Source organism: Paludisphaera mucosa, assembly GCF_029589435.1.
GTDB lineage: Bacteria > Planctomycetota > Planctomycetia > Isosphaerales > Isosphaeraceae > Paludisphaera > Paludisphaera mucosa.
The window spans coordinates 601,154-615,059 of sequence record NZ_JARRAG010000002.1 but is presented as its reverse complement, the minus strand read 5'-3'; the positions used below and the strand labels follow the sequence as shown (position 1 = coordinate 615,059).

At 71.0% G+C, this 13,906-nt stretch carries 10 protein-coding genes; 7 read left to right on the top strand and 3 right to left on the bottom strand.

All coding sequences use genetic code 11. The annotated features are described in order from the left end of the window. Nucleotides 1–65: 65 nt before the first annotated feature. Together PZE19_RS12040 and PZE19_RS12035 are read right to left on the bottom strand one after the other, a co-directional pair. On the bottom strand, nucleotides 66–1,010 hold the full coding sequence (locus tag PZE19_RS12040; protein ID WP_277860864.1) for a DUF1559 domain-containing protein: 945 nt from the start codon (nucleotides 1,008–1,010) through the stop codon (nucleotides 66–68). A 186-nt stretch (nucleotides 1,011–1,196) separates the two neighbouring features. Continuing rightward, nucleotides 1,197–2,450 (bottom strand): ammonium transporter, encoded by a 1,254-nt coding sequence (locus PZE19_RS12035; protein WP_277860863.1) that lies wholly within the window; start codon nucleotides 2,448–2,450, stop codon nucleotides 1,197–1,199. Nucleotides 2,451–2,707: 257 nt separating this feature from the next. On the opposite strand from PZE19_RS12035, the gene PZE19_RS12030 reads away from it, so the two are divergent. The 3 genes from PZE19_RS12030 to PZE19_RS12020 all read left to right on the top strand — a co-directional run bounded on the left by PZE19_RS12030 (nucleotide 2,708) and on the right by PZE19_RS12020 (nucleotide 7,327). Beyond that, on the top strand, nucleotides 2,708–5,335 hold the full coding sequence (locus PZE19_RS12030; RefSeq protein ID WP_277860862.1) for a hypothetical protein: 2,628 nt from the start codon (nucleotides 2,708–2,710) through the stop codon (nucleotides 5,333–5,335). 555 nt (nucleotides 5,336–5,890) lie between these two features. After that, complete coding sequence (locus PZE19_RS12025; RefSeq protein WP_277860861.1) at nucleotides 5,891–7,009, top strand: DUF1559 family PulG-like putative transporter; 1,119 nt, start codon at nucleotides 5,891–5,893, stop codon at nucleotides 7,007–7,009. Between the two features lie 90 nt (nucleotides 7,010–7,099). Then, complete coding sequence (locus tag PZE19_RS12020) at nucleotides 7,100–7,327, top strand: hypothetical protein (protein WP_277860860.1); 228 nt, start codon at nucleotides 7,100–7,102, stop codon at nucleotides 7,325–7,327. A gap of 75 nt (nucleotides 7,328–7,402) precedes the next feature. On the opposite strand, the gene PZE19_RS12015 is transcribed toward PZE19_RS12020, so the two are convergent. Continuing rightward, a complete protein-coding gene (locus tag PZE19_RS12015; RefSeq protein ID WP_277860859.1) occupies nucleotides 7,403–8,275 on the bottom strand; it encodes an enoyl-CoA hydratase-related protein in 873 nt (290 codons plus the stop codon). Nucleotides 8,276–8,355: 80 nt separating this feature from the next. On the opposite strand from PZE19_RS12015, the gene PZE19_RS12010 reads away from it, so the two are divergent. The 4 genes from PZE19_RS12010 to PZE19_RS11995 all read left to right on the top strand — a co-directional run bounded on the left by PZE19_RS12010 (nucleotide 8,356) and on the right by PZE19_RS11995 (nucleotide 13,877). Beyond that, entirely contained in the window at nucleotides 8,356–8,760 is a 405-nt protein-coding gene (locus PZE19_RS12010) for a hypothetical protein (RefSeq protein ID WP_277860858.1), read from the top strand. A 61-nt stretch (nucleotides 8,761–8,821) separates the two neighbouring features. Next, nucleotides 8,822–9,985 (top strand): hypothetical protein, encoded by a 1,164-nt coding sequence (locus tag PZE19_RS12005; protein ID WP_277860857.1) that lies wholly within the window; start codon nucleotides 8,822–8,824, stop codon nucleotides 9,983–9,985. Between the two features lie 335 nt (nucleotides 9,986–10,320). Next, nucleotides 10,321–12,405: a prolyl oligopeptidase family serine peptidase gene (locus PZE19_RS12000; protein WP_277860856.1), complete on the top strand. Its 2,085-nt coding sequence runs from the start codon at nucleotides 10,321–10,323 to the stop codon at nucleotides 12,403–12,405. After that, complete coding sequence (locus PZE19_RS11995) at nucleotides 12,402–13,877, top strand: amino acid adenylation domain-containing protein (RefSeq protein WP_277860855.1); 1,476 nt, start codon at nucleotides 12,402–12,404, stop codon at nucleotides 13,875–13,877. The genes PZE19_RS12000 and PZE19_RS11995 overlap by 4 nt, the downstream gene beginning before the upstream one ends. The last annotated feature ends 29 nt before the right edge of the window (nucleotides 13,878–13,906 follow it).

The window sequence follows — 13,906 nt, the reverse complement described above, 5'->3', positions numbered from 1 at the left end:
TCCCGGCATCTTCCAGGCGAGGCTCATCCTGGCCGCATGCGGAGACGGTGAAGAGGGCGTTCGGGTCAGTAGCTTCCCGCGTCCGTGACCTCGCCGCCCGAGCGCGTCGAGAGCGCCCGCCAGACGTTCAGTTCGACGGCGCCTCGTATGAAGCGAGCATGCCCGTCTGCGAAAACCGCCTGCGCGCCGTTGGGATGATAACTCCCGGCCGTCCAGGCCCCATTCGGCACCCCGTTCGCGTTCTGGCAGGTCGTCTCGTTGACGACGAGGTCGTGATTGTAGAGGCACTTCCCTTCGCTGACGTCCATCCAACCGATCCCCTTCGACCTGGATCCGAATTTCGCTCGCCCTGGCTCGGCGCGGCGGCAGGCGTCGACGAAGCGGTCGTAGTCCCCCTTGCCCCAGAAGGGCTCCGTGTTGAACGTGTAGGCCCTCCGGTCGTGGGACGTCGATTTGTCGATCATCGTCGGCCCGAGGACCCATTCCGAAAAGGCGACGGTCTGGCCGGCCCCGTCCGAGACGCTCGCCAGCGAGGTGGCGGGCCTGAAGTTGAAGACGCCGTTCTTCGGCGAGGTCGACTGCAACCCGTGCCCGACGCATCCAGCGTAGGAAGTGCATCCCAGCCCCTTGCCCGAAGGGTCGTCCGACGGGCAGAGGAGGATCGACAGGTTCAGCGTGACGAACGTGCGGTTCGGCGAGTCCGGGTCTTCAAGAGGGCCGATGTCCATGTTGATGGCCGCGTACAGGGCCGACGACTCCAGGAAGGGAAGAAGCCCCACGAGGAAGGAGAATCCCCGGCCCGTGTTCAGGCCCGGAAAGGTCTCATGCACCGAGTGATAGCCGTGGATGGCCAGGCCAAGCTGCTTGAGATTGTTCAGGCAATTGACCCGGCGGGCGGCCTCTCGGGCGGACTGGACCGCAGGGAGCAGGAGCCCGATCAGCAGGCCGATGATCGCGACGACCACCAGGAGCTCGATGAGGGTGAAGCCTCGTCGATCGATTTCCCGCATGTCATCCTCCGTGACAGGAATGCCAAATCTCGATTCATCATGCGAATCGCGGCTCGCTCCGATGGCGAGGCGTTTCATTTGGACGAATCGATGCTTATTGAATCACGCGGCGGCGGTTGGGTCCACAGTCGCGTCGGAAGCAACGTTCCGCGGCCGCCGAGCGCTGCACTGCGATGTGAGTTCGCCTCAGCCGTCGTACATGCCGATCCGCTCGCCCTCGCCCAGGACGTAGCCGCGCTGGCCGTGCTGGGTGACGTCGAGGCCCAGCTCCTCGTCTTCGGGGCTGACGCGGAGGCCCATCGTGCGGTCCACGATGAAGAGGATGGCGGCGGTCGCGGCGACGGTGTAGGCGACGACGGCCGCGACGGCGGCGAGCTGGGCGACGATCAGCTCGATGCGGCCCTCGAACAGGCCGACGACGCCCGGGTCGAGCGCGGAGTCGGCGAGCAGGCCCAGGCCGAGCGCGCCGGCGATCCCGCCGACGCCGTGGACGCCGAAGACGTCGAGCGAGTCGTCGTAGCCGACCCGGCCCTTGACCAGGATCGCGCCGTGGCAGACGAGGGCGACCGTCGCCCCCAGCGCGGCCGCGGCGGGCGGGGCGACGTAGCCGGCCCCGGCCGAGACGCCGACCAGGCCGGCGACGACCCCGGTGCAGGCGCCCAGGAACGTCGCCTTGCCCGTCGTCGCATATTCGAGGATCGACCAGGCCACCATGCCCGACGCCCCCGCGACGATCGTCGCGACGAACGCCGCCGCGGCCCCCGCCGAGACGCCCCATGCGTGCCCGGTGTTGAACCCGAGCCAGGCGAACCAGAGCAGGGCGGTCCCCATCGCCGTGAGCGGCAGGTTGTGCGGGCGCAGGCTCTCGACGTCGGCCCCGCGTCTCTGGCCCACGGCCACCGCGACGCAGAGCGCCGCCGCGCCGGCCGCGGCGTGCACGACCAGGCCGCCGGCGAAATCGCGCGCGCCGAACCGGTTCAGCCAGCCCTCGGGCGACCAGACCCAGTGCGCCACCGGGTCGTACACCAGCGTCGTCCACAGGAAGACGAAGGCGGCCGTCGACGCGAACTTCGCCCGCTCGGCCCCCGCGCTCGAGACCAGGGCCGCCGCGAAGGCCGCCGCCAGCAGCTCGAACGCCAGGAAGAGTGGCTCCGGGACGGTCGTCGCCAGGTCGCCGCGGGGTTCGAACCGGAGCCGGAACATCGCCCCGTCGGGGACGCCGATGAGGCCGCCGAACAGGTCGCGTCCGAACGCCAGGCCCTGGCCCACGACCAGCCACTGGATCGTCACGACGCCCAGCGGCATCAGGCAGCCCTGGAACACCGAAAGCACGTTCTTGCGCCGGACCATCCCCGCGAAGAACAGGCCCATCGCGGGCGTCATCAACAGCGCGAGCGCCGCGCAGCACATCACGAGCAGCGTATCGGCCCGATCGATCATCAACGACTCACCCCCGCCCTCGGCGTCCGTCCCCCCGGGATCGGTCTCATCTTAGCGGCCGGCGCAGGCTTGGGAAGATGGACGCGACGGGGGAGGCTCGTTTCCCACCTCGCCCGATCGAGGCGTTTTTTACAAACCGCGCGAAACCGCCTTGGCGTATGTCCGGAAATGGGCAGACTCCCGCATGGTGCATCGGGAGGGCGGCCGTCCGCGCCGCCTCGACCCGATCCGGGCGGGTTTTCCGAGCCGAGGGGGCCATGGCACGATTTCGGTCGCGTCGACGGTGGGCTGCGAAGCGTCTCGTCCTGGGGGCGATGCTGGCGACGGCCGGCGGCTGCTCGACGGTCCCGAGGTCCTGGATGGTCCCGACGAGCCTGGCGCGGCCCGACGCCCAGCCGTCGCTCCTGCGCGTCGAGCAGATGATCGACGACCTCGACCGCAGCATGACCCAGCAGGGGACGATCGGCGTCAAGTCGCCCGACGTCTGGGGGCAGGACCGGCTCGCCAAGTTCCGGTCCGAGTACGAGCTCCAGATGGCGCAGTGGCTCAAGGTCGGGTTCAAGGGGGTCATCAACGCCTCCATCAACCGCAACGAGGCCAAGGCCCAGCGCCTGCAGGCGGCCGCCGGCCTGGGCGACCCGAAGGCCCCGGCCGGGGCGGCGACCTCGACCACCACGACCACGACGACCGACGAGGACCAGACGAAGGCGCTCCTGGCCCTGATCGCCGCCCAGAACGCGACGTCCTCCACGGCCGCCGCGGCGACGGCCGCCGCCGCCAAGGCCGGGGCGTCGCCCGTCACGGCGGATCCCTCGGCCGGCGGGATGCTGGAGCCGACGGTCGTGCTCGACGAGCACTCGCACTACCTGAACCACCTGAACCAGCTGCGGCGGATCAACGCCGGCGACGACCTCACCGACCGGCCGGGGTACGGGCTGTACCTGGTGCGGATCCCGGTGACGCTCTCGCCCGGCCCGAAGAACCGCAGGGGCAGGGGGGCGAGCATCACGGTCTCGGCCAAGTCGCTGATGGACCGCGACACGATGCGGTACACGCTCCGCAACGCGGTCATCAACGAGGCGGTCGGCAGCCTGACGCAGGCGATCTGCAACGAGCCCGGCAAGGACGACGACCCCAGCCCCGGGCCGGGCCTCGGCCCGCTCTCGCTCGTCGCCTACGCCGACTCCGAGGTCTTCTACGGCGTCGACAACATCGCCTTCCTCCGCAAGGAGTCCCAGCGTCAGCTCTCGCGCGAGCTGTCCGACGAGCCGTACCACCGCGGCGCGCGGATCGCCGATTGGCTCCGCGGCGAGTTCGAGGCCTCGTACGCCCTGCTGGAGCAGGCCGCCGCGCCGGCGGCGTCGGGCCAGGCCGCCGCCACGGGGCAGGGCCAGGGCCAGAACCAGGCCGCCTCGGAGGTCGACCCGCTGGAATCGCTCGGGACGATGATCGCCCGCCGCGACTTCCCGAAGCTCGCGGCGATGCGGCCCCGCGCCGACGACTCGTCGGTGATGCTCGCCTCGGGCGCGAACGATCCGCCCGACGAGGCGGCGTCCAACCGCCGGCGGACCCTCGACGCGCTGGGCTTCGTCCTCCGCATCCAGGCCGCGGCGCTCAACGCCCGGCTCAAGCAGGACATCGTCGACCAGGTGCCCGAGATCCGCCGCGAGGACCTCCGTCACGTCAACTTCTTCCGCGCCGATTCGTCCGACGAGGCCTTCGCCGTCTTCCAGAAGTACACCAACGTGAAGTGGCCGCTGCGGGTCTACGCCATCGAGCCGGTGATCGCCCAGCAGAACGTGGCCGACTCGGTCGCCCGGCGGTCCACCTCGGGGCTGGACCTGATCGGCGGCGTCCCCCTCGGGCCGTTCCGCGCCGCGGGGGTCTTCTCGAACGAGGCGGCGCTCGCCGAGGAGGAGGCCGCCATCCGCCTCAACCCGACCATGGTCGGCTTCGGCGCCGGCGAGAGCACGTTCGGCTGGATCTTCTACCCCCGGCTGCAGACCGCCCGCACCGGCCTCTCCGGGCTGGCCTCCGTCTCGCACATGGTCCAGGCCGGCCTGGGGCGCGAGGACAAGGTGCAGAGCATCGAGCCCGGCCAGCGCGAGTGCACGGCGCTCATCGTGATGCCCAACTTCATCCCCAAGATCGAGTTCATCACCGTCGCCAACTGGTTCAAGACCAGCGAGCTGAACGACGGCCGGACCGCCGTCATCGAGAAGGCGTCCGACCTCGCCGCCCGGCTCGTCGAGGCCGAGAAGGCGATCAACAACGTCCGCTCCGTCGACGACAACCGGCCCGAGGAGCTGCAGATCGCCCTCGAACGGCTCAACCAGCTCAAGAGCCTGATGCCCACCCAGCGCCTGGTCGTCCGGGTGCCCTTCTCGGCCGACAACAACGACTCGCGGGTCTTCTGCTCGCGCGGGGGCCAGCTCCGGCCCGCGCTCCTGGCCTGGCACGGCAAGCCCCCCGAGCCCGGCGAGGAGTCGACCATCTTCCTCGAAGGCAAGAACTTCAGCGTCCACGACACCCACGTCATCGCCGGCGGCAAGACGGCCGAGTCGGTCCTGGTCAGCCGCAACCTGATGCAGGTCACCATCGCCAAGGACGCCCGCCCCACCCCCAACGACCAGGGCGTCCCGCTTTTGGAGATCAGCGTCGCCACCCCCAACGGGGCGTCGAACCACCTGCTCATCCGCATGCGCCCGCAAGCGGCCGAGCCCTCGAAGGTCCCGCCCCCGCCCGCACCCGCCCCCCGGACCGCCGCCGTCGAGGTCGGCCCCCCCCAGCTCGAAGCTCCCCGGGCCGTCGCCGCCGCCGACCCCGAGGTCCACCGCGCGTCCGAGGCCAAGCCCCCGTCCCAGCCCGCCGCGCCCCCGAAATGACCGTCAGGTCCAGCCCGCCAGCCATCCTCGGCGCCCCACGGCGGGTTCCCGGACTCATCCCTCGGACGTCCTGCGATGACGCCTTTGGAAGCAGATCTGCCAGCAGGCGCGACAACTCCGCCCGCTCGTGAAGACATGTTCGGACGGCTCCCATGAGGTCGACCGGCGACCTTCAGATTTTAAGTTCTTAAGAATTCGATCGTTAGAGCGAGTCGATCTCGCGTCCGGATCGACTGGCACCCGATTTGCACGAATTCCTTAGTCCTCGATCCTTGCGACAACCCCTTGCGTCGAAGGGACATCGAGGAGTCGGCGGCCGATGCGCCCGTCGATTTCGAATCCTTCCATGGAGGTTTCGGCGCATTCACGCAAGGGCGGTTGGAGTGCGCCGGACGTCCCCAGGACGAGTCGCCTGTAAGGCCGCCTTGCGAGGAATCAAGACGCCCCGGCATCGCCGACGTCGCCGCGTCCCCCCCGGGATCGCGGTGTCGGCGATTTGCCTTGTTATGCGTTATTCCGGTTTTCTCTCTCCGAGTAGAAGAGGATTCGCCTCTCATGAAACGTCGATCCGATCGCGGTTTCACCCTGATTGAGCTTCTCGTCGTGATCGCGATCATCGCGGTCCTGATCGCGCTGCTGCTCCCGGCCGTGCAGTCGGCCCGGGAGGCGGCCCGGCGCATCCAGTGCACCAACAACCTGAAGCAGCTCGCCCTCGCCGCCATGAATTACGAGAGCGCGAACGGGATCCTCCCCGCCCACTCGATGGCGGCTTCCGACAAATCGGCCGCCGGGCTCCCCTGGAACTGGACGCCCGCGCTGCTCCAGTACACCGAGCAGAACGCCCTCTTCAACGCCTGCAATTTCCTGGTCGAGCCGATGGGCACCGCCCTCGGGGGCTGGGCGAACACGACGGCGTCGACGACGAACATGGCGATGCTGACCTGCCCGTCGGACAGCAACTGGCAGCCCCTGCGGACGTGGGGGACGGGGACCAACGGCCAGACGTACTACTACGGCATGACCAGCTACGTGGGCAATTACGGCGGCCCCGGCGTGCTGCAGGTGGCCACGGGCACGATCGTCCCGGTCAAGAGCCCGCTGGTCTCGTCATACCCCAGCGCCTCGTTCGGTCCGGTCACGATCGCTTCGATCACGGACGGCACCTCGAACACCGCGATGTTCAGCGAGCGGCTCGTGGGCGTCAACGCGACGATCACCCGGAGCAGCCCCATGGCCCGCCGCGGCGTCTTCCGCAGCCCGACCGGCATCGGGCTCACGGGCAATCCGGCGGACGCCCTGACCTTCTTGCAGGCCTGCAATTCCGTCCCCGCGACGGACACCGCCCGCTCGGCGCGGCTGAACGGCCAGATGTGGATCGCGAGCTTCCCGGTCTGGCTGGCCATCAGCTCTTACAACCACTTCGGCACGCCCAATCAGGTCAGCTGCTCCAACAACTCGGACGTCGGGACGGTGGACGGCGGCAGCGTCACCTGGGTCGGCTACTACGTCGGCGGCATGGGGAGCGCGCCCCCGAGCAGCAACCACCCGGGCGGGGTGAACATCTCGTTCTCCGACGGCTCGGTCCACTTCGTCAAGGACGCCGTCAGCCCGCAAGCCTGGTGGGCGATCGGCACCCGCAACGGCGGCGAGGTCGTCAGTTCCGACGCGTATTGATCCCTCGATAGGAATCCCGATCGTTCCGCGGCCCGCCCCGGCTGAATCCGTCCGGGGCGGGCCGCCTCACATATCGCTCCGAGAACATCCATGCCCGCGAAAAAAGCGATGCCCCTGTTCCTGTGCGCCGCGCTGCTCCTGCTCCAGGGCGGCTGCGGCGAGTCCCTGCCCCCGCCCTCGGCCCCGGGGGACATGTCCACCATGACCGAAGAAGAGATCGCGGAGCAGGCCGCGTTCCAAAAGAAGATGGACGACAACATCGCCAAGGCGGCGGCCAAGGACAAGGCGACGAAGGGTAAGGCGGCCAGGAAGCCCTGACGCTCGCGCCCGTCTCTCGACGCCCCCCCGCGAGGCGGCCGCCGTCCAGGGACGGGGCCGCCTCGCGGGGGGGCGTCAGCCCCGGGTGCGGTCGAAGAAGTCGGCGACGGCGTCGCGAGAGGCGTCGGCCATGGCGAGGTGGACGAGGCGGGCGACGGTGGCCTCTCGGGCGGCCTCGGGGCCCTGGGCCAGGTCGATCTCGATGACCTCGAAGATGGCGGCCTGGGCCTCGGGGAAGTCGACGGCCTGCTGTTCGAGCTTGGCCCGCGCGAAGGCCAGCTCGTCGGCCCAGGCCTCGGCGAGGAAGGGCCGCTCGGCGGGGGCCTCGGCGGAGAGGGTCTCGACGAGCCGATCGGGCTCGTCGGCCGAGATCAGGCGCGAGACGACCCCCTGCGAGCGCGACTGCAGGAAGCCGATCGGGTGGCCGTAGAGCAGCAGGTCGAACGCGTCCTTGGGGGCGAGCAGGCGGGGCAGGTGCTCGATCGCGCCCCAGCCGGGGATCAGGCCCAGCCGGGCCTCGGGCACGCCGATCTGGAGCGGCACGCTCGACGCCAGGGCCGCGCGGTGGCGGCAGGCCAGGGCCAGCTCCAGCCCCCCGCCCAGGCAGGCGCCGTGGAGCACGGCCGTCGTCGCCGGACCCAGCCGCATCAGGCGGTCGAGCACGTCCAGGCCGCGGCGGACGTAGGCCTCGACCTCGGCCGCCGTCCCGGCCTTCTGGAAGAGCCGCAGGTCGGACCCGGCGCAGAAGCCGGCGGGCTTGCCGCTGCGGATCAGGACCCCGAGCACCGAGGAGTCGCCCTCGACCTCGGCGAGCCGCTCGTCCAGCTCGTCGAGGGCCGGCCCGTCGAGCACGTTCTGGGGGCGGCCGGGCTGGTCGAACCAGAGGGTCCAGACGCCGCCGTCGCCGCGCTCCCACCGCCAGGCCGTCCCACGCGCATCGTCGGTCATGGTTTTCGCCTCGCCGGAGAGTTAGGATCGTTCCAGGGCTTTTCCCCAGGGACCGCGGCCTCTAGAGGAGCGACCGACCGATGACCGCGCCGAACCGGATCGCCGAAGACCTCGCGGGGGCGCTGGGAGCCCTGCTCGGCGCGACCCTAGGATATTACACGTTCCAGTGGCTGTACCAACGGGGATTCTACGGGATGATGATCCCCGGCGCCCTGCTCGGCCTGGGCTGCGGCCTGGCGGCCCGCCGGCCCTCGCAGGCCCGGGGCGTCGCCTGCGGCGTCGCGGCCCTGGCGCTGGGCCTGTTCGTCGAGTGGAAGTTCTTCCCGTTCAACGCCGACCCGAGCTTCCGGTACTTCCTCGCCCACGTCGCCGAGCTGAAGGGCGTGACGATCCTGATGATCGCCGCCGGCGCGGGCTTCGGGTACTGGCTCGGCCGGGACGGCTCCGCGGGCCGATTCCGCGCCGCCGCGCCGCCCGTGCGATGAGCCCACTCCCTGGCTTTCGGCCCCGCGGCGGGCCGGCCTCCATCGAAAAGGGTCCGGCCTGATGGCGATCGAGACGGATGCGCGGGGAGCCGAGGCCGGGGCGGGGGGGGACGCCGCGGCGGGCGTCGGCCCGGGCTTCGTGCTGGGCCTGTTCTTCGGCGAGTTCCGCGGCGACCTCGTCTTCCCCTACCCCGGTCCGCCCCTCGCGGCCGCGCCCGGGGATTTCCCGAGGCGCGACGGGGCGGCGGTCGGTTACTGTCGAAATATGGGGGAACGGTTCGCGGAGCTGGTGAAGGACGGCCCGGCGGCCGCCGCGGAGGGCCTCGAGGCCTGGGGATGCGGATTGGTGCCCGTCGGCGACGCCGCGAGCTTCGACCACGTCCTCCGCACCGCCCGCCTCGGGCTCCTGGCGAGGGCCCAGCTCGGGGGGGCCGTCGCGCGGGTGCGGGGCGAGACCTGGCTCCTCGGATCGGAGAGCGCCGCAGCCGTCCTGGCGAGGCTGGCCGGGGCCGCCTACGCGCTGGAAGCCTCGGCGTTCGAGGCGGCCGGGTGGCTCGACCGCGGCGTCGTCGACTTCCGCACGGCGGCGCGGGCCTCCGCGGTCGACCCGCGCGTCTCGCACATCGGCGTGGAGACGTCGTTCCTGGAGACGCTCTGCGACCGAGTGGCGACGCCCGCGGCCCTCGACGCCCTCCAACTCCACGAGCCGTTCGGCCGCGCGATCCTGGGCCGGCGCCGGGTCGACGCCTCGCCGGCGGGCTGGGGGCTGGCGGCGGTCGGTCGGTCGTTGCCGAAGTCGCTCGGCGGTTTCTGGTCGTTCGTCGGCCGCCGCCTCGCCCGCTCCGCGGCCCCTCCGCTCGCGCCGGTCGCGACCCCGATGCTGCGGCCGCTCGGCGAGGCCCTCTGCCGCCGCACGGCCGCCTTCGGCCGGGCCGTCGAGCGCGCCTGGGCGGCCTTCGGCGGCTCGATCCTCGCGCGGGACGGCCTGCTCGGGCACGTCGACGGGGCGGTCGTCGAGCTGGCCTCCTCGGCCTGCGTGCTCGCACGCCTCGACGCCTCCGCCGCCTCGGGGACGGCCCCGGCCGAGGAGCATGCGATCGCCGAGCTGTACCTCCGCGACAGCGGCCGCCGCTTCGACGCGGCCCTCCGCGCCCTCGCCCGCGACCCGGACCGCGAGGCCGTCGCCGCCGGCCGGACGCTCCTCCTCAAGCACCCCAGGAGCTGAGGACGCCATGCCGGGATCGCCGATTTTCGAGAGCCCTTCTCCCGCCGGGAGAAGGCGCCGCGCAGCGGCGGATGAGGGTCGCCGGAGTTCGGCGGGAGCGGGGTTGACAGATTCCTTCGGCCTTTTCGAAGCGCCGCGACCCTCACCCGGCCCTCCGGGCCGCGCTCTCCCGGCGGGAGAGGGGGAAGTCGGGCTCGCCTTCGCCGCCGCGCGGAGGCATGTCGCATCGCCTTATTCCCATCCGATCCTCAACAGAAAGGACCTGTCCATTTATGAATCGACCCCTGCGCATCGCCGCGGTCGCGGCCGCACTCCTCGGAGCTGAAGCACGACTCATGAGAGCCGACGAACCCGCCGCCAAGCCGTCGAAGTACCCCGAGGCCCCGAAATCGGACGCGGTCGACGTGTACCACGGGACGAAGGTCGCCGACCCGTTCCGGCCGCTGGAGGACCCCGACTCGGACGTCACCCGCGCCTGGGTCGAGGCCGAGAACAAGGTCACCAACGCCTTCCTCGGCTCGATCCCCCAGCGCGAGGCGCTCCGCGCCCGCGTCACCGAGCTTTGGGACTACGAGAAGTTCAGCCCGCCCGGCAAGAAGGGGGGCAAGTACTTCTTCACGCACAACACGGGCCTGCAGAACCAGGGGGTGCTGTTCGCCCTCGACGCGATCGACGGCGAGCCCCGGACGCTGCTCGACCCCAACGGGCTCTCGGCCGACGGCACCGTCGCGCTGGCGGGCACCGTCGCCAGCGACGACGGCGGGCTGCTGGCCTACGGCGTCGCCGAGGCCGGCTCGGACTGGAACGTCTGGAAGGTCCGCGACGTGGCCGCCGGCAAGGACCTCGACGACCACCTCGAGTGGATCAAGTTCTCGTCCGCCGTCTGGACGCCCGACGGCAAAGGGTTCTTCTACGGCCGCTTCCCCGCGCCCGAGAAGGGGCAGGACCTCAAGGGGGCGAACTACTACCAGAAGGTCTACCTGCACCGCGTCGGCACGACCCAGGCCGAGGACGTGCTCGTCTGGGAGGACCCCGAGCACAAGGAGTGGGAGGCCTCGCCGACCGTCAGCGACGACGGCAAATACCTCGTGCTGACCCTGCACAAGGGGACCGACGCCAAGTACCGCGTCCTGTATCGCCCGTTCGACGCCGTCGGGGCCAAGCCCACCCACCTCGTCGGCGAGTTCGACGCCGAGTACGACTTCCTCGACAACGAGGGGCCGGTCTTCTGGTTCAAGACCAACAAGGGCGCCGAGCGCGGCAAGGTCGTCGCGATCGACGTCCGCGACCCCCGGCCCGAGAAGTGGGTCGAGCTGATCCCCGAGGCCGCCGAGACCCTGGAGGGCGTCGACGTCGTCGGCGACCGTTTCATCGCCAGCTACCTCAAGGACGCCCACACCGTCGTCCGCGTCTTCGACCTGGCCGGCAAGCCCCTCCGCGACGTCGACCTGCCGGGCCTGGGGACCGCCTCGGGCTTCGGCGGCAAGCGGTCGGACAAGGAGACGTTCTACGCGTTCACCTCGTACACGACGCCGGCCACGATCTACCGCTACGACGTCGAGACCGGCGCGAGCACCGTCTGGCGCAAGCCGGCCCTGAAGTTCGACCCGTCCGCGTACGAGACCGTCCAGGTGTTTTACACCAGCAAGGACGGCACCAAGATCCCCATGTTTCTGACGGGCAAGAAGGGGATCGCCAGGACCGGCGCGAACCCGACCTTGCTCTACGGCTACGGCGGGTTCAACATCCCGCTGACGCCCGGCTTCAGCCCCTCGGCGCTGACCTGGATGGAGATGGGCGGGCTCTACGCCGTGGCCAACCTCCGCGGCGGCGGCGAGTACGGCGAGAGCTGGCACCAGGGGGGCACCCGGCTGAAGAAGCAGAACGTCTTCGACGACTTCATCGCGGCGGCCGAATGGCTCATCGCCGAGAAATATACGAACCCGTCGAAGCTGGCGATCTCGGGCCGGTCGAACGGCGGCCTGCTCGTCGGGGCCTGCATGACGCAGCGGCCCGACCTCTTCGGCGCGTGCCTGCCGGGCGTGGGCGTGCACGACATGCTGCGGTTCCACAAGTTCACGATCGGCTGGGCCTGGGTCGACGACTACGGCTCGTCCGACCACCCCGAGGAGTTCAAGGCCCTGCACGCCTACAGCCCCCTGCACAACGTCAAGCCGGGGACCTGCTTCCCGCCCACCCTGGTGACGACCGCCGACCACGACGACCGCGTCGTCCCGGCCCACAGCTTCAAGTTCGCCGCCACCCTGCAGGCGGCCCAGTCGTGCGACAACCCGGTATTGATCCGCATCGAGACCAAGGCCGGCCACGGCGCCGGCAAGCCGACCGCCAAGGTCATCGAGGAGGCCGCCGACCAGTGGGCCTTCCTCGTGAAGGTCCTGAACGTCGAGGCCAGGCCGTGACCGAACGGGCGGCGAGCGGCCGGCGTGTCGGCGCCCGGGGCTGGGAAGCCCTCCTCGCGCTCACGGCGGTGCTGGTCGTCGGCGGCGTGATCGTCTACGCGTTCCGTCTAAGCGGATTCCGGCTCCAGGCCGCGGTCGACGAGGCCGCCCGGCTCGACCCGGCCTGGCGTCTGGACGAACTGCTGGCGGCGCGCGACCTGGTGCCCGACGCGGAGAACGCGGCCCTCGTGGTCGCCGACGCGGCGTCGCGGCTGCCGAAACCCTGGCCGCCGTCATCCCCGCGCGCACCCGCCTCGACCGCGGCCGAGGCGGGGCCCGCCGCCGATTCGCTCGATGTTGGGACGGCCTTCGAGCGTGCGAGCGCCATCGAGGACTCCCGCCGCCTGGACGACGAGGCGGCCGGGAGCCTGCGCGCCGAGCTGGCGGAGCGCCGGGAACCCCTGGAGATCGCCCGCAAGGTCGTCGGGTACGCCCGGGGCCGGCACGAGGTGGCACTGGGGCCGGCGCTCATCGACACGAACCTGGAGGAGACGCAGGACGCTCGGAGGGTCGCCCGCATGCTTCAGGCCGACGCCATGCTCGCGGCCCACGACGGCAGGCTCGACGACGCGATCGAGGCCTGCCGGGCCCAGCTCGGCGTGGCTCGCTCGATCGGCGATGAGCCGTTCATCGTCTCGCAACTGGTCCGGCTGGGAATCGACGTCGCGGCGGCGCGGACGGCCCGCCGGGTCCTCGCGCTGGGCGAGCCGTCCGCCGGGGCCCTCGCCGCCTTCCAACGCGACCTCCTCGCCGAGCGCGAACAGCCCCTCGCCCGCTACGCTCTCCGAGGCGAGCGCGCGATCCACTTCGAGCTGCTCGACCGGCTCGCCCAGAACCGGACCCCCGGTGGCCCCGTAAGCGGGGGCTCGGCCCCGTTCGGCCTCAATGGGGCCGGGTTCCTCGCCTTCGGCGGGCGGGCCCTCCTGCTCGAATGGATGAACGAGCTGAGGACGATCGCCGATCGACCGACCCCCGAGTGGCCGGCGGCCCTGAAGGCGTGGAGGGCCCGGATCGCCGAGGTCGAAGGTTCACGCATCGCGAGACTCAGGGCCATTTTCCCGCTCCTCCTCGTGCCCGGAACGGAATCGTTCCTCCCCTCGCTCCTGCGGTCGCGGGCCGAGCTGGGGGCCGTCGCGATCCTCCTGGCCGCCGAGCGCAATCGCCGCGCGACCGGCGCGTGGCCTGCGTCGGTCGCCGAGATCCCCGGGGAGATCCTCCCCGGGCCCCCCGTCGATCCCTACACCGGCGGCCCTTACCGCCTTATCCGCACCGAAAGGATGTTGCGCGTCTATTCGATCGGCCCGAACCTGATCGACGAGCGAGGCCTTTACGACGAGAAGAAGTGGGGGCGGAGCCCGACCGACGACGACGTCGGCGCGGTCGGCTACGACCCCGAGCTTCGCGGCCGACCGCCGAAGGCCGCGTCGCCGTGAACGAGCCCGGATCCGCCCACGAACTCCCG

Excerpts from the sequence above, each read along its gene's own strand:
- PZE19_RS12020 (WP_277860860.1), top strand. The coding sequence starts at position 7,100 with ATGCCCGCGAAAAAAGCGATGCCCCTGTTCCTGTGCGCCGCGCTGCTC.
- PZE19_RS12035 (WP_277860863.1), bottom strand. The coding sequence starts at position 2,450 with ATGATCGATCGGGCCGATACGCTGCTCGTGATGTGCTGCGCGGCGCTC.
- PZE19_RS12025 (WP_277860861.1), top strand. The coding sequence starts at position 5,891 with ATGAAACGTCGATCCGATCGCGGTTTCACCCTGATTGAGCTTCTCGTC.
- PZE19_RS12010 (WP_277860858.1), top strand. The coding sequence starts at position 8,356 with ATGACCGCGCCGAACCGGATCGCCGAAGACCTCGCGGGGGCGCTGGGA.
- PZE19_RS12000 (WP_277860856.1), top strand. The coding sequence starts at position 10,321 with ATGAGAGCCGACGAACCCGCCGCCAAGCCGTCGAAGTACCCCGAGGCC.
- PZE19_RS12030 (WP_277860862.1), top strand. The coding sequence starts at position 2,708 with ATGGCACGATTTCGGTCGCGTCGACGGTGGGCTGCGAAGCGTCTCGTC.
- PZE19_RS12015 (WP_277860859.1), bottom strand. The coding sequence starts at position 8,275 with ATGACCGACGATGCGCGTGGGACGGCCTGGCGGTGGGAGCGCGGCGAC.
- PZE19_RS12005 (WP_277860857.1), top strand. The coding sequence starts at position 8,822 with ATGGCGATCGAGACGGATGCGCGGGGAGCCGAGGCCGGGGCGGGGGGG.
- PZE19_RS12040 (WP_277860864.1), bottom strand. The coding sequence starts at position 1,010 with ATGCGGGAAATCGATCGACGAGGCTTCACCCTCATCGAGCTCCTGGTG.